Below are 23,800 nucleotides of genomic sequence, written 5' to 3'. Positions count from 1 at the left end.
ATAAAGCGAGTATTTATGATACTGCAAAATTCATGATAGCTTCCTGTGTAAACAATTCCCCGTTTTCCAGACATCCTGTTATTTCTCCTTCCTTCATAACGTAGATACGGTCACACATTCCTATCAGCTCCGGCAATTCGGAAGATATCATGACGATGCCCTTACCGCTTCTGGCAAATGAAGTTATTAATTCATAGATTTCCTTTTTGGCACCTACATCGATACCTCGCGTGGGCTCATCCAGTATAAGAACCTCACTGTCACAAAGCATCCATTTTGCCAGTATGACCTTTTGCTGATTGCCGCCGCTTAAGTTTTCTATCGGAGTTTTCAAATCGGGGGTTTTAACCCTTACTTTTTGGAATACTCCGGCGATATCGGCAGTTTCTTTCGCTTTGTGATTATAGCCTTTATAGAAATATTTCTTCAGGACCGCCAAAGAAGCATTTTCCATAACGCTTCGGACCGGAACGATTCCAAATCTGCGCCTGTCCTCGGTAACCATGGCTATCCCCGCCGCAATCGCTTCGCGTACATTCCTGAAGTATACCTTTTCTCCCCTCAAATAAATTTCGCCTTTATCGTACTTATCCAGACCGAAAAGAGAATTCATGGTCTCCGTTCTTCCGGCTCCCACCAGTCCGGCAAACCCGACGATTTCACCTTTATTAACATGAAAACTGATATCATGGAATATGTTTTGCTTTGATAAGTTCTCCACCCGAAGCAGTTCATCCGTTATTTCTACTTTTTCTTTCGGATATTGGTTTTCCAATTTTCTGCCTACCATTAATTCGATCACTTCATCTATGTTAGTATCCTCTTTCTGCAAAGTAGCAACGCTTTTTCCGTCCCTCAATATAGTTATTTCATCCGCAATCCGGAAGATCTCATCCATTTTATGCGATATGTAAATAATACTCATGCCGCGGGAACGCAAAGCTTCTATTTTATCTATCAGGAATTCCACATCTTTATTCGAAATTGAAGACGTTGGCTCATCCATAATTAAAATTTCCGCATTGAAGGAAATAGCTTTTAATATTTCCACCATCTGAATATTGGAAACACTCATAGAACGCATCAATGTATTAGGTTTATATGGCAGTCCCTCATTTTCAAGCAGCCTCACGGTTTCTTTACGAATCGCCTTCCAATCCATAAAAGCCCCTTTTTTAATCCATCTGCCCAGGAATAAATTTTCTTCCAGCGTCATATCGGGCACAAAAGATAATTCCTGAAAAATCATGGATATTCCATAATTCCTGGCATCCACCGGAGAATTGATTCTGGCAGACTGGCCATCAATTATTATTTCTCCCTTATCCGGCTGGTATATTCCATATAGAACTTTCATTAAAGTAGATTTTCCGGCACCATTTTCTCCGCATATCACATGTACAGTTCCTTTTTTCAATTTAAAACTAACATCATCCAATGCTTTTACTCCCGGAAACGATTTGTATACGTTTTTCAACTCCATCTTGATGTTATCTTCCATTTTAATGACCTTGCCTTTCTCACACTATATTCCATCAGCTTCTGATATTAAAAACGGATAACACCCTTTACCACATTTTCTGCGTCTTTTATGACAGTATCAAATGCCAGCTTCGAATCCTTGAATTCGAACTCATGTGTAACAATCTGCTTTACATCAATTGACTTCGTGCTTAAAGCTGCAATGGCTACCGGATAAGAATTCCTGTAACGGAATACAGATTTTATTGTTAATTCCTTGATCATAACCTCAGCAAAATTATAAGATACCTTGCTTTCGGAGGCTTGCCCCACTAACACAATAGTTCCTCCGCGCTTAGCCAGGAACGGTGTCTGAGCTATCGTGACGATAGAACCTGCCGTTTCAAATACTACATCTGCCCCCTGACCGCTAAATATCTCTTTGATCTTATCTTCCACATTATCTTTTTTCGCATTGATAGTATGTGTAGCTCCCAGTTTCCTGGCAAACTCGAGACGCTTATCGTACAAATCCACTACGACGATCTGGGCCGCACCTCTTGCTTTACATGCCAGCAATGTAACAAGGCCGATACATCCTGTTCCTAGAATAATGATGCTCTGCCCCAGCTTCACATCCCCCATCCCGGCAGCATGCAGTCCGACGGAAAGCGGCTCTACTAATGCTCCCTCCATAGTCGAAACATTGTCCGGCAGCTTAAAGCACAAATCGGCCGGATGCACAACATATTCCTGCAGTGCTCCGGATACCGGAGGGTCTGCAAAAAATACCATTTCAGGACATAGGTTATATAATCCGGATTTGCAAAAGCTACATTTTCCGCAGGCAATTCCCGGCTCCATGGCTACTCTGTCCCCGACTTGCAGCTGTGTCACATTTTCACCCAGTTCCGTTACAATTCCGGACACCTCATGTCCAAGAACGATATCATCTTCCAAAATATGATCTCCGATTCTGCCGTCCTTATAAAAATGAACATCTGATCCGCAAATACCGCAATATTCGATTTTGACCAGTACCTGCCCGGGCTCCGGCTTCGGTCGCAGCGCTTCTTTCATTTCCATTTTCTGTATGCCTGTTGTTATCATTGCTTTCATTAGATTGCCTCCTTAATTATAATACTTTTTAAATCTATTTTAAAATGTATCTTCATTATAGTTATTGCACAACAATTTGTCAACAACAATGTATATATTCGTCGGTATTACAGAAATTTTACTTTTAAGTTTGTGCATATTGTTTAAATTGCAAAAAAATAACCCGAAAACGTGTAAAACTAAACAAACACGTTTCGGGATATTAAACCTGTCATCGATGCGCTATATCTGTTTCCTGAACTCTTCGATGAAAATAGAGGCGGCACCTATCGCCGGAGCTTCGTATTTAAGCTTTGACGCCCTTATAAAATCGGCATTTTTAACATGAGTATCGATTTTTTTTACTCTTTCTTTCAAGTCTTCCAGATACTTTCCGATGTGTATGCCTACATAGCCGCCAATAATGATATCACTGTCAAAAACCATATAAAGATTGTGAACCGCAATCGCTAAATTATCCAGATAGCCGTCCCATATCCTCACACATTTTTCTTCCCCTTCTTCCACTTTTCTAAAAAACAGCTCCAGATTCCCCTCCGTTTCGTCAGATAAGATGACAGAAGAACAATATATATCCACACAGCCCTTTCTTCCGCAGTAACAAGCAGGTCCGTCCACCATTAATGTCATGTGGCCGAATTCTCCTCCTCTTTGATTTTGCCCGTAAAACAGCTGTCTGTTGATCATAATAGAACCACCAACGGTTTGGCTCAATGAAAAATATATGACATCATCCACATCCTCCAGCAGATTTGCTTCCGCACGTCCTCCGCTGTTGGCATCATTGGTCAAGAGTATGGGAAAAGAAAAATGCCCGCTTAATATATGATGGAAATCAGCATCTATTTTCATTTTTTCATAGGAAGCATATATAACCTCACCCGATTTATCTATAATAGCGGGCAAAGAAATACCCATGCCTAATATGCTGTCATAAGCAACGCCGCTGTCATATATGACTTTTTCTATTTCGTCTTTTAACACAGTATATGACGTGTCATTATCATAAAAGATTTTAAATTTCTTCCTTACGGATATTATGCTTTGCTCCGCCAGATCAACCATTACTATATTTATATGATTTGCCGTAATATCTACTCCCAGTGCTGTCTTTGCAGCCTTGATGCAGGAATACCGCTTTGCCTTTCTTCCTCCCGTGGAATCAAACACACCTTCTTCCGTGACCAATCCTTTCTCTTCCAGATCCATAAGGCCCTGAGCAACAGTAGGCACACTAAGATGCAAAGCCTCAGCAATATCCAATTTAGAGACAATATCCTTTTTGAGTATGTACCGAAAAATAGTATTCCGATTCATTCTTTTTACTTCCATGTTAGTCTTTGCCATACATGTCCCTCCTTTTTATCAATTCGTTGTCTCAGATTTCCATACACTAAGTTTTTTTAGAACAGCATTGCCCTCCGGGCCGAAATAATCCGTCAATATCCGGTATTCCCGATAAATCTGATTATATTTAATCACATTATCTGCAATTGGAAAATAAATCTTTTCTTTGGTCTTGCTCATTGCCGCTACGGCTTCTTCAATAGTATCATAGCCTCCTTCGCTGGCACCAGCAGCAACTGCCGCGTATATGGCGGAACCCAAAGCCGCCGTCTGACTGCTTGCCGCAACTCCAATTGGAATGCCCAAAACATCCGCATAAATTTGCATAAAGAATGGATTTTTAGCTGCTATTCCTCCGCTCGCTGTTATTTCATCTATTTCTATGCCCGCTTCCTTCATCGTTTCTACAATCATTCTCGTTCCATAAGCTGTACTTTCTATAAGCGCCCTGTATATCTCTTCCGGTTTTGTCTTCATGGATATACCGATCAGCATTCCGGACAGCTCACCGTCCACATGAGGTGTTTTATTTCCATTCCACCAATCCAAAGCGATCAGTCCGTTTTCTCCTGCTTTATAGGAACCGGCTAACATCGATAAGTACTCGTGGATTGTCACTTCATTCCTATCGGCCGCAAGAAAGTATTCCGCAGGAACACTGTTTTGAATAAACCACTGCAGCATATCTCCCACTGCAGCCAGGCCGGATTCCAAAGCATAATAATCCGGTATGATCCCGCCCTTATATGTTCCGCAGATGCCCTTGCCGGAAAATGGTTTATCGCTGAGTGCGATTATCACACTGGAGGTTCCCGCCACAAGCATCATTTGTCCCTTACGGTAAATCCCACTTCCGGGCACCCCGGCATGAGAATCAATAATACTTGCTCCAACCGGTGTTCCCGGCAACAATCCTAAATATTCAGCCCATAGATCTGTTAAATTACCGATACTGTTACCTATGGGACAAACCTCTTCTCCCAGCTTATCTTTTACTACATGCTCCAGCTTACTATCAAGCAGCGCAAAAAACTCACTTTCCGGATATCCTTTTTCAGGAAGCCACCATGCTTTGTAGCCTGCCATCGATCCACTTCTCTTTTCAGAATTGGTGATAACTCTTGTCAGCCAATCACCTGCCTCTAATATTTCATCTGCCTTTTCATATATTTCATAATCTTCCCTGATAATTTCCATTATTTTGGGGATCAGTAATTCAGGAGATACTTTTCCGGCGAATCTTTCCTTATCAGATTCGTGATAGTCTTTCAGGATATCATTAATAATATCGGCATCTGTCTGCGCTCCGTGATGCTTCCACAGCTTCGCATATGCGTGAGGCCTGTGCTCATATTCCTTTTTCATACAAAGAGGAACCGCATTTTCATCTATTGGAAGTATGGTACAAGACGTAAAATCCATGGATATTCCAATAATCTCGTCTTTATTAATTCCACTTTTTTTCATTACATTTTTGACAGTTGCCTTCATCACATCCAAATAATCCCGGGGATGCTGCAACGCGCAGTTGCCTTTTAATCCGGTTACCTTATCAGGCAGATAATCCGACATGACCTTATGAGCATATTCCTTTACATCATCTGCAAGAACATCCCCGTTTTCGCAGCTTACCAAAACTGCCCTTCCCGATAAGGTTCCAAAGTCCAAACCAATTACATATCTATCTTCCATAACCAACCCCACTTTTTAAAACTATTTTTATATGTGTATTAATAAGTAGAGTTTATAATATTTAATACGTATAGTCAAGTTTAATATCCCCTGAAATCTCCACGGTCTGATTTTATATCACAGAAACATACCGGTTATTTTCTATATAGAACCTCCAAAGATAGTCTTTCGCCTCCCCGGCATAATCTATGCCTATCCGTTTGGAATGCACGATCCGGATGTCCTGCGTTTCCCCTTCCTCTACATACAGTACATCCCCGCACAAATCCGCACCGTTTTGTCTTCTATCGATAGAAAGTGCCGCACAGAGCTTGCCCGGGCCGTTGGTCAGCGCTTTTTCCTGACTCCGGCTCAACTCGGCATACTCTTTCTTAAATCTGCTCCTGGCCATAACATCCAGCCCGTCTATAGGCTCTGCCGCCCTGATGAGCACAGCCTGAGGAACGCCTTCCTCTCTCGTAACTATATTGAAACAGTTGTGCATGCCATATACAAAAAACACATAAGAAAATCCCGGACCGCCATACATGACCTCAACCCGGGGTGTCCTTCTGCCTCCATAGGAATGGGCTGCTTTATCCAAGATTCCCATATACCCTTCTGTCTCTACTATTTTGGCCGCAATCCTCTGTCCGTCTACCTCATGCACGATAATCTTCCCGAGAAGCTCCTTAGCCACAACTATGGAATCTCTGTTATAAAACTCTCTGTCCAGCTTTTTCATCATATTCTTCTCCATCCTTCATCCAAAAAGGTATGTTATATATTATACCCCATCTTCCATCCGCAAACCAGTACCATGCACGGAATATCCGCATATCATATAAAAGAATGAAAAGCCGCTTCACCCGGAGGAAATATGGAATTTAGAGAAAGCCGTACTTATAGAAATTTACTCAGAGTCTATGAAGAAGAATTGATGTTTAGCGCCAGATTCGCGTTATACGGAGAAATAGCCCAGACGGACGGCTATATCACGATCTCCAGGCTCTACGATACCCTTTCCGGTCAGGATCTCGAACATGCGCGTATTTGGCTGCGAGCTATCTACGAGGGCGGTCTTCCCAGTACCGCATCTAACCTCATTGAATCCGCCAATGCGGAAAATGCCATAGCCGGAAATCAGTATCAGGAATATGTACAGATAGCAAGGGAAGAGGGCTTCGACCATATCGCCGCCCTATTTGCGGGAGTTGCCAACATCGATTACAATCACGCAAACTTGCTCCAACAGCAGTACGATGACATCAGTTCCGATCAGGTTTTCTGCAAGCCCCAGGAAATCGTATGGGTCTGCATGCAATGCGGAAATATTATGTCCGGTGTCTGCGCTCCGGAAATCTGCCCGGTCTGCGGCTTCCCGCAAGGTTATTACAGACCGATAAACAGTTGCCCTTATTAAGTCATTTAAACATACTATAAATACATTCTAACAGTGAAAGCGCTAATATGATATTTATGATCCTGTAATGCTTTCGGTAGGCCTTCTGTATCAGCATGCCCATGCCTATCCATGAAGCGGTTGCTATTGTTCCCATGGAAGCAATAAGAAGTCCAAAGAAAAACAGAATGGAAAAAGTATTGCTGTAATCTGTGACATAGCCGGTAAGGGCGGTAATGCCGAATAAGTATATCTTCACATTGATGAGCTGCAGCAAAAAGCCTTCAAAAAAGGAGGCGGACTTTTCAGTCCTGCCTTCCTCCGGCCTGCTAATTGCAATGTGTACGGCGAGCCATAAAATATAGGCTGCTCCGATGTATTTCATCCAGTCCAGAACACTGGGCAGGAAGGTACTGACACCGTAAACAAATATTGAACAGGCGGTCTGCACCACATAATAGCCGGCGAAGATGCCTAAGAATAAGGGACGGCCTTTGCGAAGGCCGTAGTTTGTCGTCGTATTGAGCGCCAGTATATTGCCGGGGCCCGGAGTGAAGGCATTGATCACGGCATAAATAAAAAAGTTTCCTAAGACATATCCAGACATTGTTTTTATTCCTTTCAAGGGATACCGATTTTTTATTATATCATAGTCCCTGTCCATATTGATAATACTCTTATCCTATCCCCGCCGATAGCTTTAATCTATGACTAAGTCTTAATCTGGAGGTTCATATAGAAATCTTCATGTTTTTGTGATACACTACGTTTGGATCTGCATTTGGTGTATCATCGAAAGGATTAGATATGATTTATTTAGAAACTGATAGGTTGATTCTGAGGGATTATGTAGAAGAGGATTTCCCCTCCTATTATCGTTTAAAAAGCGATAAGAAAACAATGTATTATCTGCAGGATTTAAAAATAGACAGCGAAACGCTTGCACGGATTGATTTTGAGAAGGTTTTGGCGGATAGCAAAGAGGAACTTAGACGCTTCTATTTTTTTCATGTGGAATTAAAAGAAAGTCATGAACCGGTGGGAAGTGCCGGATATACGGTTACTGAATTTACTCCCGTGGGACAGCTTGTACATGCGGGATATTTCAGTTTCCCGGAATTCTGGAGCAACGGATATATAACGGAAGCTTTTACCAGGATTATCGAATTCGCTTTTGCTGAAAACGATGTGTACAGAATTACGACCGGATGCCTGCAGGAAAATTCCCCTTCGGAACGGGTGATGCAAAAGTGCGGGCTCATAAAAGAAGCCGAACATTTAAACAGCGAATGGCATGACGGGAATGTGAAAACCCGGGTGGAATACCGTCTGTTGAAAGAAGAATGGCCGGATATCCACTGACGTTCATTTACAGTCCTATCTCTTCATAAAATCCAGTTTCTTGATATTAGCTGTTATAAGCGCTCCCACGATCCCTATAACCGCCCCTGTAATGAGGCCGGAAATAATAAGAAACGGCAGATAGTATAAAAGTACGCTGCTATTTATTACCCACATAGCTACTAAAATCTGTCCGATATTATGGCCAATCCCTCCAAGAATACTCACTCCGGTCATGGAAAAACGCTTCCATCGCTTTGCTGCTACCATAAGGAGCCAGCTCAGCATACCCCCCGCGAAACTGAACATCATAGTGGAGAGATTTCCGAAGGTAAAACCTACCAGAACGATTCGAATCATGGACAGTACGAAAGCCTGCTTCGGCCCCATGGTAAATAAGGCGGTAATTACCACCAGATTCGCCAGTCCAATCTTGATGCCCGGAATCGGCACCGGAATCGGTATGATACTCTCTATGTAACTTAAAATAAAGGCCAATGCGATCAACATCCCATAGGTTGCCACGTTTCTAGTCTTCATGTGTGCTCCTCATCAATTAGCGATTATATCCACATCGCCCTTCTCTCCATCCTTAATCTCCACCGAAACTCCATGTGGAAGGCATATAATGGACTCATGGTCGTAGTGGATACTTCTATGGGCCACGCAGATTTTGTCAGGGCAGTTAGCTTCCGTCATCGTTGCCTCTCCGCCCTTGATTTCCAGAACGTTATAATTTCCCTGTTCATCTCCTATAGTCAGCCTAGTGTCCTCATCCAAAGGCAGGGTTTTATATACCTCACCGCCTATAGTGACTACCACCATCGCCCCTTCTTTCCTCGTAACATTTATAAAAATCACCGCCGCCAGAGCAATTATAAGAATCACTCCGGCGAGAATCAAATCGTTCTTCTTTATCATAGTCTACACCATTCCACTTCAATTACTTTTCAACCTTCGGTCCCATATCAATAATTAATATACCATCGATTGACATATAATTAATCTTTGATCATCGCTTGAAAGCCGCTGCTGTACTTCATGCTCTGGTCGGGAAACACCCATAGAGCCTCCGCACCATCCAGCCCTTCTATCAGCTTGCTTCCCTCTTCATAGGGCATGTTGAATACCGCCGTTGAAAGCGCATCCGCCATTCCTGAATCCGGGCAAATAATGGAGACTGATACGAAATATTCCGTCGGCATTAGCGTCTTGGGATCGATAATATGGTGGTACTGCTTCCCGTCCACTACGTAGTAGCGCTCATAAATGCCGCTGGTAACAAGGGAATATCCCGACAGATTCAACACGTAAAGCGTCTTTTCATCACTGGATAGATCCGGGTTCTGGATTCCTACACTCCAGGGAATCTCTTTGCCGTTATCGTCAAGCTTATTTCCAAAGGTCCTGACATTTCCCCCTACAGAAATCATTCCGTTCTCAAATCCCGCCTCCTGTGCGAAAAGCGCTGCTCTCTCCACCGCATAGCCCTTGGCGATAGCTCCTACGTCCAGACTCATTTCAGGGTCCTTCAAATAAACAGTGGATGCCTCCTCGTCGATGATCATATCGTCAATGTCGATATGTTGGTTCCTCTTCTTCAGCTCCTCATAATCGGGAAGTGTCGCCTTCTCCGGGGCATCCAAACCTGCGCTGCGATGATCGTGCCATAGAGAGAGCACCGAGCCGAAGGCCACGTTTATCTCTCCGTCTGTCTTCTCATACAATTCTCTTGAAAACAAAAGGAGATCTATGATTCTCCGGTCCACCCTTACCGGCTTTATACCAGCATTATCATTGATCGTTTTTATATTGTTTATGCCTTCATAATCGTTATAAATATCATACAGATCGTTATACAGCTTCAGTTCATCATATATCATCTGACTGTATTCCGTGAATTCCTCTTCATTCTTCGCATATCCTACGATTACGCTCGCTGTATCAAACAGCTCCAAGAAGCTAGACTCATAGCGCTTTTGCGCACCAAACGAGCATGCCGACAGCATCGATATCATCATCATTCCCAATAGAAATGCCGTAATTTTTCCCTTCAACTTGTCCACCTCTAAAAATCAGTTTCCTAATTATACTTAGTTCATTGCGAAACTGTTTTGTTATGAAAATATCTACTAATTATACCATATGAAAGGAGGATGCACTATTTTTTTGAAAAATAATGCATCCCCCCGTAAATTAATTTCAAGTCCATTATTATTTCGCGTTTGATGCAGCCTTTTCAACTACAGACATAAAAGGACCTACATGTACGGTTACGGAGCTTATAAGATCAGCGTCTGCCGCATAGCCTTCACCGTCAACAGCGATTCCGCTCACTTCAGATGCAGTCTTTCCGATTACGTAAGAAGAAAAACTATCAGCCTGCTCGAACCACTCTTTACCGATAGAAGAAGCAGACTTCATTCCGTAAGCATCGCCAAGTTCCTGTTTTGTGGAAACTGCAGCAGCCAGATCGGAAGTAATTGCTCCGGTAGTATCGAAGTTAACGTTGCCCTGAGAAGCATCTACATAGCTGCTTGTGATTTTGCCGCTATCATCTGTCGTTACAACAGCGTACATGGAATAAGCCTGAGCAAGACCTTCTGCATCAGCGGTTGCATCTGTGGAGCTGGACATTTGTGTAGTAGTACCTAAGCCAAGTTTATCCGTGCTCTTTGCACCTAAATCTTTTGCATTCGCTACTGCCTTCTCAACTGCAGAAACAAAATCGCCTACATGAACCGTTACGGAAGAAGTTAAGTCCGCATCCGTAGGTACGCCTTCTTCATTTACTGCAACGCCTTTAACTTCATCTACGGTCTTTCCAACTGTATATGCAGCGAAAGCGTCTGCCTGCTCATTCCATTCTTTGCCGATGGAAGAAGCTGCGGCCATACCATAATTAGTACCGAGCTCTTGTTTTGTCTGGAAAGTTGTGGAAGGATCTGTTATAAGCTTACCGTCTGCTGAGAAATTAATTTTTGTCTGAGCTGCGTCAATTTTACAAGCCAGAATCTTACCGTCTGTTCCAACGAGCACGGCTGCGATAATGGAATCCACTTCTGCCAATCCGTCTTCTTCGCCTGCCGGTGTTGATTTTGCGATAGATGTCGCAACTCCAAGGCCGGTTTTTGCTGCTTCTGCTTTTGCACCGCCACATGCGGTAAGTGTTCCTGCTACTAAAGTCATGCAGAGTAACAAAGCTACTACTTTTTTCATATTTTACCTCCATATTATGCCGTCTACGCGGCTGTTTCTTTTATTTCAATCCGGACTATCCGGACGAATAACGTAGTTATGTGTTACATGATCCTGTCGAGAATCACCGATAAGAAAACTGCTAGGGTGCTGCCACCCATGATTAAAATAAAATTCATAATACTGACACCGAACGTCGTAGCCTTTTCCTGCTTCTTAAAAAACTTATTGATGTTTTTCTGCACGGGCACGATCGTAAGAAGGGAAATCAGAACCACAGGAGAAAGGATTCCGAATACCACCAGTAAAATCGTGGAAACGTAAGTCATATAATACAATCCCGCAAAAAGCGGCAGCGCCATCTTCCTCCCTATGTAATAGGGCAGGGTATACCTCTTTACCGTAATATCCTTCTCTAAATCACAGATGTTATTTGCCAGCATCACATTTGCAGTCGCCGCGAAAGGCGTAATGGAAAAAAGAAGCAGCTTCAGCACCGGAACCACCTGTACGGACAAGGATACCGTCTCAAAGCTCAGACTATAGGTCATGAATGTCCCCACCGGCATATTGATATACATCAATATAAAAGGGATTACTACTCCGTAAAAGAAACCGGATACCGCCTCTCCCATGGGCATTCTTGAAATAGGCAGAGGCCCATAGGTGTAAAGCACTCCGCTGATAAAACAAATACCACCGATAACGAGAATTACCAAATCAGTGCTATATGCAAGATATAATCCGAAAGCAGTACTGATTCCAAACAGCGCATAAATAATCAGAAGCGATTTCTTTCTTGCAAAGGGAAGTACCTGACCGTTATCTTTGGAGTCGATATAATTATTGATTGCCGTGGTCGTCAGGTCAAAGAAAAACATTCCCATAAAAAATACAAAGGTCTTTTTCCACTGCATTTCCTGCCTCTGGTATAGGAGAAATCCTATCGTCAGCATAAATGTAAATGTGCTCGTAATCTTAGTTCTAATTTCTATATAATCAAAAAATTTTCCAAGCAATTTTGTCCTTCTCCGTACCTGCCATCGTTTGACCAGGTCTTACACGCCGTGAACCATTAGATTTACTTGGTTTTCTGCGTCGTCAATTAATCATCCGCCTTGATCCCTGCGGCCTTTTTTACAATTGCAGCCAGCTTCGTTCGTTTTTCCTCGGTCACATCCAACTTGTCGATATACCGCTTTGCCTTTTTATAATACCGCTCGATCATCTCTCTGGTATAATCCAGACCGCCGGCTTCTTCCACTGCCCGGTTAATCTCTGCTCTGACGATTTCGCCTGCCTCGGCCTTCTTCTTGAAACCGGGCTGCTTCTCCAAAGCGCGAATCAGAGGAAGGGTAACGACACCCTGCTCGTAATCGGACTGAACCGGCTTCTTAGCCTCTTCTACTGTTTTATCGAAATCCAGACAATCATCCCTTAGCTGAAAAATCAAGCCGGTGTAATTTCCGATTTTCTTATATTTCTTAATCTCCTCCGCAGCACTGCCGCCTAAGACAGCTCCTGCGAAGAAAGATGCTTCAAAGAGCGCAGCCGTCTTACCGGATATAATTCTTATATAGTCAAACACTGTCAAATCCAGATTCCTGTTGTTAATGTGCTGTAACAGTTCACCCAGACACAGCCTGCTTATATAGTCGGGCAAGTCGATGTCCGTATATTCTTTTCTGTCAGGAATAGCCGAGAGCATTTTAAGCGCAAGGCTCAGAAGGTAATCCCCGCAAATGACTGCGGTACGTTTCCCATATTTTTTCTGAAGGGTCTCCCGACCTCTCCGTAAGTCTGCGTTATCAATAATATCATCATGGACGAGGGACGCCAGATGAACGATTTCGATTGCCGCTGCTGCGTGCACCGCCCCCGGAGCAATTTTTCCTTCTCCGTCCCCGGCACAGGTCAGTACGGAGACCGCACGAATCATTTTACCCTGAGAAGCGGATAAATGAGTCAAATATTCGTTGATTATGCGGGGTGATCGGGTCAGGGCCTTCTGAATCTCTTCTTTTACAAGCTCATAGGCTTCCTCGTATGTTAATTTCTCCATCGCTTCACCCATATCTTTTCTAATCCTGATACAGATACAGTTTCCGGATCAACGGTATTTTCTTCCAAAGCTTCTTCAACGCCGGCATCGCATAGTAATCGAGTCCCAGCGTCCTTCCTGCTCCGATCAGCACGGCAATACCGGCAAAGATCATCCAGAAGGTTCCCAGATACAAGCCCGTAGTGCATACGAACATGAACTGCAATACAAGGGAAACTGCCGCAGCGGGAGAAGTAAAGAGTCCGCCCATCAGCGCAAGACCGATTAAAATTTCGGCTATAACGATAAAAATCTGCATCGCCATCTGTACCCAGTTATAGGGAAGAATCCACGTATCCACGAACCAGTTCATAAGCGGAACATTCAGCTTGAATGCTAAATCGCTCAAGGTCGAGGAGGCAAGGTCTGTTCCGCTGACAAATATCATTCGGAAAAGTCCTAAAATATTCCAGTTCAATATCACATGTCCCGCAGAAACCGCCGTAGCCGCTGCTGCACCCGTCGCCGCGCTTACGGCATCCGCCGCTGCTGCCACTGTGCCCGTTGCTGCGCTTACCGTATCGGCTACCGCTGCTGCTCCTGCTGCCGCAGTCGTTGCTGAACTTACCGCATCTGCTGCCGCCGCACTGCCAGGATTCAATATGCTCTCATACCATGCACTTGCGCCGCCGAAAAAGCCCTGAAGCTTCGGTTCCTTGAACCAGCCTTCTAACACCTTCATAATTCCTTCGAACAGCCATACGGCGCCGAGCCAGAAACGTAAAGGAACGAGGAGGAAACTGGGCGTTCTGTTGGAAAAATGTCCGCCCACAAAACTTCTGCAGTTACGTATTGTAAAAAATTCATGTTTTATATAGCTGAATATCTTATTCCATCCCAATACCTGAACGAAATAAACAATATTGATAAAGTGTTTCGCAAACATGGCAAGGAACGACGGAAGACTGAAGAAATGTCCCGGAAGCCCTACATGAGCCGCTCCGTAACGTCCTCCCACACAGACCATTACACCGTGAAAGGCAGGTTTATATTCTTCCATCTCATCTTTTTGCGTAAGGGCGCTGACAATGTTATGGGCTGCTGTATCTGCGCTCTGCTCCGCGTTTTCTACCATCTGGGGAACGGACACCTCTTGTCCTTCGGGAACGAAATACATGTTATCGCCTACCACGTATACCGATTCGTCCTTAGTGGAGCGTAAGTATTTATCTACCGGAATGCGTCCGCCTCTTTGCTTTTCCAAAGCGTCTGCCGAAGCCGCCGCAATGGTGCTGCTCTGGATTCCTGCGCCCCAGATCACCGTTCCTATTTTTTTCGTGACATCCTTACCGCCGCATTTGTACTCGATAGAATCCTCCGTGACACGGGTCACGCTGGAATTCATGCAAAGCTCGATGCCCATTTTGTTCATTCTTTTAGCAACCTTGGCAGATAACTTCTCAGGAAGATTCGGAATCGGCCTGCTCAAACCATCCACATTTATCATGGTCACTTCATCTTTGTCGATTTCATATTTCTCACAGAGGATAGGGACATATTCTGCAAGCTCTCCTATCATCTCCACACCCGTAAAACCCGCACCGATGACATAGAAGGTCAACAGCCGCTTTCTCTCCTCTGGCTCTCTCTCTGCTGCCGCCTTGCGGAAGGTATTGAGGATATGGTCTTTCAACAATATAGCGTCTTCATAAGACCAGAGCTTGAAGGTAAACTCTTCAGCCCCGGGTACTCCGTAAAACGTCGGTTTGGAACCGGACGCTATTACCAGATAATCATATTTATAAGAGGCGTCTTCGCCTTTTACCGTCTTCGCCGCAAAATCTACTTCCGTTACAGTGTCCAGCTTCACATTCACTTTTCTTCCTGCGAACACCTTTTTCAAGCTGATTTTGATACTATCTTCATCCACTCTGCCTGCTGCCACCTCGTGGAGCTCTGTGAGCATAGTGTGGAAGGGATTCCTGTCGATAATGGTGATTTCCACATCTCTCTGTTTTTTAAGTCTCTTTGCGAGCTTCTTCGCTGTCAGAATGCCGGCATAGCCTGCTCCTATAATTACTACTTTCTTCATCGCTTCTTCTCCTTGGGTATCCAGTAGGTCGATATCCAGACTCCTTTTCATCCATTAATAAATTAATAACGTGAAATGCCGTGAAATTTTTAACAAATTCGACTATAATGACCGAATTGCAGCAACTGGATTACAATAATCTAATTGTTTGCAAAACACTTCACTTTCTTGTATAATAAGCATAGACATAAAAATGCATCATCTATATATAATAAAGGATAGAATCTGGATTCACAAGAAGGTACTTTAAAGTACCTTAGTATCTTTTAGTATACCATCCTCTGACAGGAAAATATACCTTATTTGTATACTTTATTTCATTATAATTATATTATATTTCCAAATATTGGGAAAGTCGAAAGGTGTTGACACATTCATGGACGCAAACGAAAAAAAACACGAGAACTGTTTTATGAGAGAAACCTGCTTAAAGGACGATTTATGTCCCATGGTCCTCGCTTATAAGCTGCTTTCCGGCAAACGAAAAATTATGATTTTATGGTTCCTTAGCAACAAGGTGCTGCGCTACAACGAAATCTTAAAACGCATGCCCGACGTCACCCAGAAGATGCTCACCAAGCAGCTGCGGAGTCTGGAGGACGACCACCTGATCATGAGGCATGTATATCCTACCGTTCCTCCAAAGGTCGAATATGAAATTACGGATATCGGAAAGCGTATCATTCCTATTCTGGAACTTATGCACCACTTCGGCGCTTCGTATATAGAAACCTTCCGGGATGAACTGAACGCCCGCAGGAATGCCGAAGGACCTCCTGAAATCTGCAACTGATACAATTAAATAAATCAAATAGTTAAAATACTGCCCGAGCGCCGCATACAAGGCAGCGCACAGGCAGTAACTTTTCCCAATTTATTCTATCTCAATAAAGCTTATAGCTTATATTCCATCAAAATAACTTCCGGCTTATCCGCATTCGTCTCCTGAATCTTTTCCCAGTTCTTTACAAACTCCAATAGTGCGTCAATCGTTGCCATCTCTTTCAAATGTTCATAATTCTTATAAAAACCGAAGGTCTCCTTCTTAGCGTTGGATATGAGTGCATAATCGGAAAGCTGTGCGATGGGCGACTGTCTGTAGCCCGTGATTGCAATTACTCTAAGCCCTTTCTCTTTGCCCATTTCCACACCTTGAATCACCTGTTTCGATCTTCCCGACTGGGATATCGCTATAATAATATCGTCCTTTGTGGCGAGATTCACCTGATTCAAAAAATATTCCGGCGAAATTCCATAGCTGCACTTCACTCCTAATCTTCCCAGCCGGAATCCCATATAGAGAGCTAACGGAGTCGTATTGCCCACTGCTATGATATGAGCCTCTCCGCAGGTCTTGATCAGATTCACGCATTCCATAACTTCATGTTCGTCCATATTCTCGCCGATGGCTATCATAGTATTGGCATAGTCCTGAAAGACCCTGCCTACCGCATTTCCTTCGTTCTGTATACCTTCGCTGTTTTTATCATCATCTCTTCCCACATCCTTGGCCAGCATAAGGCGGAACTGATAGTAACCCTTATAACCCAAATGGGAACACATTCTAACTACCGTCGCGTCACTGACTCCGCTCACCTTTGCCAGTTCGGAAACCGTAGCATTTACCGTCTCTTGCGGGTTTTCCAAGACATAATCCGCCACCTTTCTTTCCGCGGAAAAAATCTTTTCGTAATTATCCCTTATTACATCCAATACAGGTCTATCTAACATCGCTTTTATCCCCTTTCTGGTTGTCTTTTCTATTTTGCCTCTTTTTCCCTTTATTTTCAAGCTTTTCTCGCAAATATATTATTTTTTCGAAGACCTGGCAGCATAACTAAGATCGCCACCGAAAAAGAAATGGCTCCTGCTGCCGCAGCCTCTATTAAATTGCCTGGATCCTTGTCGCTTTGAAATATCAAAATAGAGAACACCGTAGGAAACGCGTAGACGTATGTATGAATCGTCACAAGTCCCTGATAAATCCCTCCTGCTGCGCCTCCTGCTACCGCCGCCAGCAAAGCGACCTTATCTGTCAGGCAGATGCCATATAAGACCGGCTCCGTGGTTCCTGTAAAAAATACGGTAATCAGTACAGCCAGCACCGAACTTCTCTTCTCTTTTTCCTTGCTCTTTAACATCGTAATGAGAGCGATTGCAGTAAGCGACATGGTAAGCATAAAGTAACCGACCATAAAGCCGCTCTCTTCACCAAAAGCTCCCAAATCCTGAATGATCAGGCTGACAAACACCCAGTGAGCACCTACCATAATCTGCAGCGGAGCGGTAGCACCGAATATCGCCCATGCCAGAACCGGGATATTAACCTGAAGCCACGAGATTCCCGTAAGCGCACTCTGACTGATCATATCCACTACCGGCCCTACCACAAGCATTCCCGCAAGCGCCGTAATCAGTATGAGCAAAAAGCGCAGAAATATATCTCTAAGTACGCCCTTTAGCCGCCTTTCCAGCGCCCTCTCAAATACGCTCATCAAATAAATCAAAACAATGATAGGAAATACTGTATACGCATAGGACATCCGATAAACCGGAATTCCCATGAAAAGTACGCCGTGTTCCTGCTCCATCAACCTGATAAAGTTTGGTAGCAGCAGTGTTCCTGCCGCCGCCATGGCGCTGACCACATCCGCCTCGAAATGCCTCGCCGCCGTATAAGCCACGATGAGAGGCAGAAAATAAAATGGAGCATTGCCGATAGATTCCAGAATCACCTTCGTATCCGGGAAGGCCTCTATCAGCGGAGTGTAGCCCAGAAGCAGCGTGGCCAGCTTCAGCAGCCCTCCTGCCACCAGCGCCGGTATCACGGGCAGCATGCAGGAGGATATATGGTAAAGCATTCTATCTAAATAATTTTTCTTTTGTCCTTTATCTTTTTTCATAAGCATTCATTGCCTGACGGATCAGTCTGTCAAAATCATCCGCCTGCCATGCGGCACGTCCGGTAAAAAGACCATCGACAGAGGGCTGGACAATCATATCCTCCGCATTTCCCGGATTCACGCTTCCGCCGTACAAAACAGGAATCTCTGCGCTCCTTTTTCCAAACAGCTCTTCCAGACAGCCCTTGATGACCCTGTGCATCTCTTCGGCATACTCTGCCGAAGCCGGGATGCCGTTTACTCCGATGGACCACACCGGCTCGTAAGCCACCTTAATTTTGTCCGCCTGATCACCGGAAACTCCATGAAAGCCTACTTTGAGCTGGGTACGAAGAACCTCCGGACTGATGCCGTATTCCTTTTCTTCCAGCGTCTCGCCGATACACAAAAGAGTATTGAAACCATGAGCCAAAGAAGCCTTTACCTTAAGGTTTTCTTCTCTGTCTTTTTCACCGAATACATGTCGTCTCTCGGAATGACCGATCATGACCATATCCAGCGCCAGCTCCTTTAGCATAAGAGGTGATATCTCTCCCGTAAACTGTCCCTGCTCTTCCCAGCACATGTTTTGCGCTCCCAGCTTGATAAATCTGCGATCAACGGAGGTAACGGCCGCACTTAACGATGTATACGACGGAATGACGAAAAGCTCTATCGCATCCCTGCTTATATCCTTTGTATTATCCACCAGCTTCTTAAGATATGACACTGTTTCTTCGATGGTCTTGTACATTTTCAGATTGGTTCCAAAATATAATTTCTTATCCATTTTACCTTATGCTCCCTTCCTCGTTCCTGCCGGCCTTCTATTTCCTGGCCAGATAGGACTGCTCTACTTCCATAATCCTGTCCACCTTCGGCTTTGAGCCGCCGCCTGCAAAGTCGCACTTCAACCAGATATCCACCAAATATTTTGCCAGCTCTACACCGATGACACGCTCGCCCATGCACATGATCTGTGCGTCATTGCTCTTTCTGGAACGCTCTGTGGAGAATGGATCATGACATACCGCCGCCCTGATTCCGGGTACCTTATTCGCCGTAATCGCCATCCCGATTCCCGTACCGCATACGAGGATTCCTCTTTCGTATTTACCGTCGGCCACCGCCTCGGCAACACTCTTTGCCACATCAGGATAAAGCACTACTTCTCCTTTGTTCGCACCGAAATCATCGTATTCCACTCCTATATCTTCTAAATGCTTCATAATCTCTACTTTCAAAGCGTATGCCGCCTCATCGCATCCTATTGCTATTTTCATCTTCCTTTTCCTTCCTTTTTATTAAAATTTTCATTTTTGTTCCGCGCGCGCATCTGCGCATCCTGCCCGTAGGGCTTTTCTCTTATAGGAGCTCCTTCCTATAAGAGAAACAAGAGGAGCCGGACTATCCATCCAAACTCCTCCCTTCATTACAAACTCAATATTTTAATCAGCACTTTTCGGAAAATTATAATTTGTTATTGCAAATATTCATCTACGTTATCTTTCGTAACGAGTACAAAAGGAATAACCGGTGCGGGATCAAAGTCTTCGCCATTGATTAACGCTGTAATAACATTGATACCAGCAGCAACCTGGCCAACGCCGTCCTGAAGTATGGTAGCGCCTAAGTCGCCGTCTTTAACCATCTGTAACGGGTTCTGGTTTCCATCTACACCTACGCAGATGATGTCGCTTCTGCCTGCATCGTTAGCTGCACGCTGTGCTGCGGATGACATATCGTCATTATCGCAGATAACTGCTACTAATTCATCGCCATACTGTGCAATAGCGTCTGTCGTAGCGTTTGCTGCCTTATCACCGGACCACTGTGTATCGGGCTCGCCTACCATTTCGAACTGAGGATTAGCAGCCATAACTTCCGCAAGGCCTGCTCCACGGTCGATCTGTGCAGAGTTTCCAAGGATACCTGTGCAGTGGATATATTTTCCGCCGTCAGGAACATTCTGAACAACCCAGTCACCAAGCATCTTGCCTGCTTCTACGTCATTGGAACCGCAGAATGCAAGTGCTCTTTCATCTGTGCTTGTCGTCTTTGAATTAACAACGATTACGTTAATACCTGCATCTGCAAGCTTTGTTATTGCAGGATCGGATGCTTCTGACTCAGCCGGAAGGACAATAACTGCATCACAGCCTTTTGTAATACATTCGTCAGCACGGTCGATCTGCTTGTTAGGGTCTGTTTCACCATCAAGGATTCCGGTCCAGTCATCGATAACACCGTCGCTCTTAAGCTGGTTCAAGGTCTTTTCCGCATACTCATTGATCGGTGCGTGGAAAGGGTCTGTTAAGTTCTTGGAGATATATCCCACAATTACTTTACCATCGCCGTTCACATCAGCGCCTGCAGCAACTTCTTCTACTGCATCTTCTGCTGTTGTTTCCGTATCGGTTGCTGCTTCTGTCGTTTCCTCTGTTGTCGTTTCTGCCGGAGCTGCGGGCTCAGCTGTTTCTGTTTTAGTGCTGCCGCATGCCATCAGGCCGAAGGTCATTGTGATTGCCATCGTGATTGCTAATACTTTTTTCATCATAATAAATATTTCCTCCTTTTTCTTATGAATCCATCAGTGCTAATTAAATATTGTAATACTTTCGGGTATTGCATTTTCTGCGAGTGTAATCCACCCATTCATAAAAAGATACCTAAAAGTTATCACCTAGATTGATTTTTTGTGTCGGTAAAATATTACCCCTTATCGGTTCCTTTTATTCATTACCATATCGAGCAGTACGGCACCAATGATAACGCAGCCTTTTACAATCGATTGGTAATAGGAAGACACCCCGATCAGGTTCATGCCGTTATAGATAAAACCGATGATGAAGATACCCATAAGTACTCCGGGAATCGTTGCTATACCACCTGCGAAGGATGTACCTCCGAGTACGCAGGCCGCAACCGCATCCGTTTCATAACCTACACCGATATTGGATTGTGCGGAGCCCGTCTTTGCGGTAAAGATAATTGCCGCAACGCCCGCCAAAAACCCGCTGACCGTATATACACCGACCTTCGTCCAGAATTCGCTGACGCCGGAAGCGATTGCAGCGTTTACATTGCCGCCTACCGCGAAGATATAACGTCCGAACTTGGTCCAGTGAAGCAAAAGATACATAATTATCGAAATTACAATTAAGATAACGATCGGAATCGGCATTCCTAAAAACTTATCGGAATAAATGCCTTTGAAGGCATCGCTAGTAAGGGAAATCGCTTTACCGCCGCTGATAACCTGAGACAAACCACGGATGATCAACTGTGTGGATAAGGTTACAACGAAAGGGAACATGTTAAATTTAGCGATTAAAAAGCCGTTCAAAAAACCGAAAAATGTAGCTACTAAAAGCGCAACTCCACACGCCGTCCAAACGTTCATTCCACTGTTGGTAATCGTAACGCCCAGTACACAGCTCGTCAGGGCTAATTGGGCACCGACCGCCAGGTCGATACCACCGGTCGTGATCGCAAGACACATACCGTAGGAAATCATACCGTTAATGGCTACCTGAGTAGCTACGTTCATAAAGTTCTTGGAAGTAGCGAATGTCGGCTCCATAATACCGATCACTACCATCATCAGAAGCAGGACGAGACCGATTCCGTACTTTCCCATGAACATTCTTAAATTATCGTTATTCATACTCTTTGCTTTAATTTTTCCTATCATTTTTTCTATCCTCCTCTATTTACCGCCGAAAGCCTTGGCTAAAATAACTTCTTCCGTCGCTGATGAATTTAAGATTTCCTCTCTGGTAACCGCTCCGTTTATCGTTCCTTCATGGTAAACGAGGATACGGTCACTCATACCCATAATCTCCGGTAATTCCGAAGAAATCATTATAATCGCCATACCTTTGGCAGCAAACTGGCACATAAGAGAATGGATTTCCGATTTCGCTCCGACATCCACACCTCTGGTAGGCTCATCCAAAATAAGAAGCTTGGGATTTGCCATAATCCATTTCGCAATTACTACTTTCTGCTGGTTTCCACCGCTTAGCGAAAAGGCGTCATGCTCTATGCTGGCTGCTTTTACGGTAAGCTGCTTAGCTACTTCTTCACATTCCTTTATTTCCCGCCTTTGATTGATCAAAAGGCCTTTCTGCTTTTTTGGCAGATTGGGCAGTGAGATGTTTTCCCTCAGGGAACGCAGCAGACATAAACCGTAATTTTTTCTATCCTCATTTACCATACAAATTCCTTTGTTAATGGCTGACCGGGGATTTTTATTCTTGATTTCCTTGCCTTCCAGATACATCTTACCGCTGTCTATGGGGTCCAGCCCGAATATTGCTCTCATCGTCTCGCTTCGTCCTGAGCCTACCAATCCTGAAATCCCTAATATTTCGCCTGCATGTACCTCAAAATTAATATCCTTAAAACCTTTTCCGCTCAAGTTTTCCGCTTTGAATACGACATCGCCGATCTTGCAGTCCACCTTGGGAAATACATTCTCCACCTTACGTCCTACCATCTTTGAGATCAGTTCATCTCTGGATATTTCAGACAGTGGAGCGGATGTAATATACATTCCGTCCCGGAATACCGATACGGTATCACATATCTTGAAAATTTCTTCCATACGGTGTGAAATATAGATAATCGCCACACCTTTCGCCTTTAGTTCTCTGATAACACGAAACAAGTGATCTGTCTCTTCGCTGTCCAAAGAAGATGTAGGCTCATCCATGATAATCATTCTCGCATCCGAGGATACTGCCTTGATGATCTCCACCATCTGAACCTGAGCCAGCGTCAGTTCCTTGATTAATGTCTTTGGTCCGTAAGGGAAATCAAACTGCTTTAATATTTCTCCCGCTCTTTCGTTCTGTTTTTTCTTATTAAGGAAAAACTTACCTACTGTATCCTCTCTTTTAAGGAAGATACTGTCCGCGATGGACAGATGCGGCTCCGGATTCAATTCCTGATGAATCATCGCAATTCCTGCGTTAATAGCGTCTACCGGCCCTTTCACCTGATAGGGCTGCCCTTCGAAGGTAATGGTCCCTTTGTCCTGCTTATGAAGACCGATTACAATTTTCATGAGCGTAGATTTACCTGCACCGTTTTCTCCCATCAGAGCATGTACCTCTCCCGGTTTCACGTACAGCTGAACATCTTTAAGCGCCTGTGTTCCTCCGAACGCCTTGCTGATACCTTCGCATTGTAAAATATACTCATTCTTACCGTCTGTGTTCTTTTCCAACGCTTTCACCTCC

General features: G+C 44.2%; 23 protein-coding genes. 3 read left to right on the top strand and 20 right to left on the bottom strand.

The window, feature by feature from the left end:
- Nucleotides 1-13 precede the first annotated feature (13 nt).
- The 5 genes from V6984_RS06725 to V6984_RS06705 form a co-directional block, all read right to left on the bottom strand.
- On the bottom strand, nucleotides 14-1,501 hold the full coding sequence (locus V6984_RS06725) for a sugar ABC transporter ATP-binding protein (protein ID WP_342759008.1): 1,488 nt from the start codon (nucleotides 1,499-1,501) through the stop codon (nucleotides 14-16).
- Between the two features lie 47 nt (nucleotides 1,502-1,548).
- On the bottom strand, nucleotides 1,549-2,580 hold the full coding sequence (locus tag V6984_RS06720; protein ID WP_342759007.1) for an NAD(P)-dependent alcohol dehydrogenase: 1,032 nt from the start codon (nucleotides 2,578-2,580) through the stop codon (nucleotides 1,549-1,551).
- 222 nt (nucleotides 2,581-2,802) lie between these two features.
- Complete coding sequence (locus V6984_RS06715; RefSeq protein WP_342759005.1) at nucleotides 2,803-3,927, bottom strand: ROK family transcriptional regulator; 1,125 nt, start codon at nucleotides 3,925-3,927, stop codon at nucleotides 2,803-2,805.
- 18 nt (nucleotides 3,928-3,945) lie between these two features.
- Complete coding sequence (locus V6984_RS06710; RefSeq protein WP_342759004.1) at nucleotides 3,946-5,619, bottom strand: ribulokinase; 1,674 nt, start codon at nucleotides 5,617-5,619, stop codon at nucleotides 3,946-3,948.
- Nucleotides 5,620-5,731: 112 nt separating this feature from the next.
- Complete coding sequence (locus V6984_RS06705) at nucleotides 5,732-6,346, bottom strand: DNA-3-methyladenine glycosylase (protein ID WP_342759003.1); 615 nt, start codon at nucleotides 6,344-6,346, stop codon at nucleotides 5,732-5,734.
- Nucleotides 6,347-6,478: 132 nt separating this feature from the next.
- Between V6984_RS06705 and V6984_RS06700 the strand changes: the two genes are divergently transcribed.
- Nucleotides 6,479-7,021: a rubrerythrin family protein gene (locus tag V6984_RS06700; RefSeq protein ID WP_342759002.1), complete on the top strand. Its 543-nt coding sequence runs from the start codon at nucleotides 6,479-6,481 to the stop codon at nucleotides 7,019-7,021.
- Between the two features lies 1 nt (nucleotide 7,022).
- Here the strand turns inward: V6984_RS06700 and V6984_RS06695 are convergent, their stop codons facing one another.
- On the bottom strand, nucleotides 7,023-7,607 hold the full coding sequence (locus tag V6984_RS06695) for a LysE family transporter (RefSeq protein WP_342759001.1): 585 nt from the start codon (nucleotides 7,605-7,607) through the stop codon (nucleotides 7,023-7,025).
- Nucleotides 7,608-7,807: 200 nt separating this feature from the next.
- On the opposite strand from V6984_RS06695, the gene V6984_RS06690 reads away from it, so the two are divergent.
- Complete coding sequence (locus V6984_RS06690) at nucleotides 7,808-8,362, top strand: GNAT family protein (protein WP_342759000.1); 555 nt, start codon at nucleotides 7,808-7,810, stop codon at nucleotides 8,360-8,362.
- 15 nt (nucleotides 8,363-8,377) lie between these two features.
- Here the strand turns inward: V6984_RS06690 and V6984_RS06685 are convergent, their stop codons facing one another.
- The 7 genes from V6984_RS06685 to V6984_RS06655 all read right to left on the bottom strand — a co-directional run bounded on the left by V6984_RS06685 (nucleotide 8,378) and on the right by V6984_RS06655 (nucleotide 15,672).
- Nucleotides 8,378-8,881: a Gx transporter family protein gene (locus tag V6984_RS06685; RefSeq protein WP_342758999.1), complete on the bottom strand. Its 504-nt coding sequence runs from the start codon at nucleotides 8,879-8,881 to the stop codon at nucleotides 8,378-8,380.
- Nucleotides 8,882-8,893: 12 nt separating this feature from the next.
- Nucleotides 8,894-9,262, bottom strand: a complete 369-nt coding sequence (locus V6984_RS06680; protein ID WP_342758998.1) for a NusG domain II-containing protein — start codon at nucleotides 9,260-9,262, stop codon at nucleotides 8,894-8,896.
- Between the two features lie 80 nt (nucleotides 9,263-9,342).
- Nucleotides 9,343-10,407 (bottom strand): FAD:protein FMN transferase, encoded by a 1,065-nt coding sequence (locus tag V6984_RS06675; RefSeq protein ID WP_342758997.1) that lies wholly within the window; start codon nucleotides 10,405-10,407, stop codon nucleotides 9,343-9,345.
- Between the two features lie 148 nt (nucleotides 10,408-10,555).
- Nucleotides 10,556-11,560: a hypothetical protein gene (locus tag V6984_RS06670; RefSeq protein ID WP_342758996.1), complete on the bottom strand. Its 1,005-nt coding sequence runs from the start codon at nucleotides 11,558-11,560 to the stop codon at nucleotides 10,556-10,558.
- An 83-nt stretch (nucleotides 11,561-11,643) separates the two neighbouring features.
- Entirely contained in the window at nucleotides 11,644-12,558 is a 915-nt protein-coding gene (locus tag V6984_RS06665) for a UbiA family prenyltransferase (protein ID WP_342758995.1), read from the bottom strand.
- An 86-nt stretch (nucleotides 12,559-12,644) separates the two neighbouring features.
- A complete protein-coding gene (locus V6984_RS06660) occupies nucleotides 12,645-13,601 on the bottom strand; it encodes a polyprenyl synthetase family protein (RefSeq protein ID WP_342758994.1) in 957 nt (318 codons plus the stop codon).
- A 19-nt stretch (nucleotides 13,602-13,620) separates the two neighbouring features.
- Nucleotides 13,621-15,672, bottom strand: coding sequence for an NAD(P)/FAD-dependent oxidoreductase (locus tag V6984_RS06655; protein WP_342758993.1), 2,052 nt, complete (start codon nucleotides 15,670-15,672; stop codon nucleotides 13,621-13,623).
- Nucleotides 15,673-16,048: 376 nt separating this feature from the next.
- On the opposite strand from V6984_RS06655, the gene V6984_RS06650 reads away from it, so the two are divergent.
- Nucleotides 16,049-16,465 carry a winged helix-turn-helix transcriptional regulator gene (locus V6984_RS06650; protein ID WP_425324236.1) on the top strand — a complete coding sequence of 139 codons (417 nt, stop codon included), beginning with the start codon at nucleotides 16,049-16,051 and terminating at the stop codon, nucleotides 16,463-16,465.
- 101 nt (nucleotides 16,466-16,566) lie between these two features.
- On the opposite strand, the gene V6984_RS06645 is transcribed toward V6984_RS06650, so the two are convergent.
- The 7 genes from V6984_RS06645 to V6984_RS06615 all read right to left on the bottom strand — a co-directional run bounded on the left by V6984_RS06645 (nucleotide 16,567) and on the right by V6984_RS06615 (nucleotide 23,787).
- Complete coding sequence (locus tag V6984_RS06645; RefSeq protein ID WP_342758992.1) at nucleotides 16,567-17,403, bottom strand: MurR/RpiR family transcriptional regulator; 837 nt, start codon at nucleotides 17,401-17,403, stop codon at nucleotides 16,567-16,569.
- Nucleotides 17,404-17,459: 56 nt separating this feature from the next.
- Complete coding sequence (locus V6984_RS06640; RefSeq protein ID WP_342758991.1) at nucleotides 17,460-18,575, bottom strand: PTS transporter subunit EIIC; 1,116 nt, start codon at nucleotides 18,573-18,575, stop codon at nucleotides 17,460-17,462.
- On the bottom strand, nucleotides 18,562-19,344 hold the full coding sequence (locus V6984_RS06635; RefSeq protein ID WP_342758990.1) for a triose-phosphate isomerase: 783 nt from the start codon (nucleotides 19,342-19,344) through the stop codon (nucleotides 18,562-18,564). Before V6984_RS06635 ends, V6984_RS06640 begins: the two co-directional genes overlap by 14 nt.
- A gap of 37 nt (nucleotides 19,345-19,381) precedes the next feature.
- The gene (rpiB, locus tag V6984_RS06630) at nucleotides 19,382-19,837 is read right to left on the bottom strand and encodes a ribose 5-phosphate isomerase B (protein WP_342758989.1); all 456 of its coding nucleotides are present in this window, start codon (nucleotides 19,835-19,837) and stop codon (nucleotides 19,382-19,384) included.
- A 197-nt stretch (nucleotides 19,838-20,034) separates the two neighbouring features.
- The gene (locus V6984_RS06625; protein WP_342758988.1) at nucleotides 20,035-21,111 is read right to left on the bottom strand and encodes a substrate-binding domain-containing protein; all 1,077 of its coding nucleotides are present in this window, start codon (nucleotides 21,109-21,111) and stop codon (nucleotides 20,035-20,037) included.
- Nucleotides 21,112-21,273: 162 nt separating this feature from the next.
- The gene (locus V6984_RS06620) at nucleotides 21,274-22,248 is read right to left on the bottom strand and encodes an ABC transporter permease (RefSeq protein ID WP_342758987.1); all 975 of its coding nucleotides are present in this window, start codon (nucleotides 22,246-22,248) and stop codon (nucleotides 21,274-21,276) included.
- A 15-nt stretch (nucleotides 22,249-22,263) separates the two neighbouring features.
- Entirely contained in the window at nucleotides 22,264-23,787 is a 1,524-nt protein-coding gene (locus V6984_RS06615) for a sugar ABC transporter ATP-binding protein (protein WP_342758986.1), read from the bottom strand.
- Between the last annotated feature and the right edge of the window lie 13 nt (nucleotides 23,788-23,800).

It is taken from the genome of Kineothrix sp. IPX-CK, from assembly GCF_039134705.1.
Lineage (GTDB): Bacteria > Bacillota > Clostridia > Lachnospirales > Lachnospiraceae > Kineothrix > Kineothrix sedimenti.
Note: the sequence above shows the minus strand (reverse complement) of the source record. Positions and strands in the feature narration are given on the sequence as shown.

What these genes read in the sequence shown, in the direction of transcription:
- V6984_RS06620 (WP_342758987.1), bottom strand. Translation starts at nt 22,248, where the DNA reads ATGATAGGAAAAATTAAAGCAAAGAGTATGAATAACGATAATTTAAGA.
- V6984_RS06685 (WP_342758999.1), bottom strand. Translation starts at nt 8,881, where the DNA reads ATGAAGACTAGAAACGTGGCAACCTATGGGATGTTGATCGCATTGGCC.
- V6984_RS06640 (WP_342758991.1), bottom strand. Translation starts at nt 18,575, where the DNA reads ATGAAAAAAGATAAAGGACAAAAGAAAAATTATTTAGATAGAATGCTT.
- V6984_RS06625 (WP_342758988.1), bottom strand. Translation starts at nt 21,111, where the DNA reads ATGATGAAAAAAGTATTAGCAATCACGATGGCAATCACAATGACCTTC.
- V6984_RS06650 (WP_425324236.1), top strand. Translation starts at nt 16,049, where the DNA reads ATGGACGCAAACGAAAAAAAACACGAGAACTGTTTTATGAGAGAAACC.
- V6984_RS06710 (WP_342759004.1), bottom strand. Translation starts at nt 5,619, where the DNA reads ATGGAAGATAGATATGTAATTGGTTTGGACTTTGGAACCTTATCGGGA.
- V6984_RS06660 (WP_342758994.1), bottom strand. Translation starts at nt 13,601, where the DNA reads ATGGAGAAATTAACATACGAGGAAGCCTATGAGCTTGTAAAAGAAGAG.
- V6984_RS06680 (WP_342758998.1), bottom strand. Translation starts at nt 9,262, where the DNA reads ATGATAAAGAAGAACGATTTGATTCTCGCCGGAGTGATTCTTATAATT.
- V6984_RS06700 (WP_342759002.1), top strand. Translation starts at nt 6,479, where the DNA reads ATGGAATTTAGAGAAAGCCGTACTTATAGAAATTTACTCAGAGTCTAT.
- V6984_RS06635 (WP_342758990.1), bottom strand. Translation starts at nt 19,344, where the DNA reads ATGGATAAGAAATTATATTTTGGAACCAATCTGAAAATGTACAAGACC.
- V6984_RS06645 (WP_342758992.1), bottom strand. Translation starts at nt 17,403, where the DNA reads ATGTTAGATAGACCTGTATTGGATGTAATAAGGGATAATTACGAAAAG.
- V6984_RS06715 (WP_342759005.1), bottom strand. Translation starts at nt 3,927, where the DNA reads ATGGCAAAGACTAACATGGAAGTAAAAAGAATGAATCGGAATACTATT.
- V6984_RS06695 (WP_342759001.1), bottom strand. Translation starts at nt 7,607, where the DNA reads ATGTCTGGATATGTCTTAGGAAACTTTTTTATTTATGCCGTGATCAAT.
- V6984_RS06725 (WP_342759008.1), bottom strand. Translation starts at nt 1,501, where the DNA reads ATGGAAGATAACATCAAGATGGAGTTGAAAAACGTATACAAATCGTTT.
- V6984_RS06705 (WP_342759003.1), bottom strand. Translation starts at nt 6,346, where the DNA reads ATGATGAAAAAGCTGGACAGAGAGTTTTATAACAGAGATTCCATAGTT.
- rpiB (WP_342758989.1), bottom strand. Translation starts at nt 19,837, where the DNA reads ATGAAAATAGCAATAGGATGCGATGAGGCGGCATACGCTTTGAAAGTA.
- V6984_RS06690 (WP_342759000.1), top strand. Translation starts at nt 7,808, where the DNA reads ATGATTTATTTAGAAACTGATAGGTTGATTCTGAGGGATTATGTAGAA.
- V6984_RS06655 (WP_342758993.1), bottom strand. Translation starts at nt 15,672, where the DNA reads ATGAAGAAAGTAGTAATTATAGGAGCAGGCTATGCCGGCATTCTGACA.
- V6984_RS06670 (WP_342758996.1), bottom strand. Translation starts at nt 11,560, where the DNA reads ATGAAAAAAGTAGTAGCTTTGTTACTCTGCATGACTTTAGTAGCAGGA.
- V6984_RS06720 (WP_342759007.1), bottom strand. Translation starts at nt 2,580, where the DNA reads ATGAAAGCAATGATAACAACAGGCATACAGAAAATGGAAATGAAAGAA.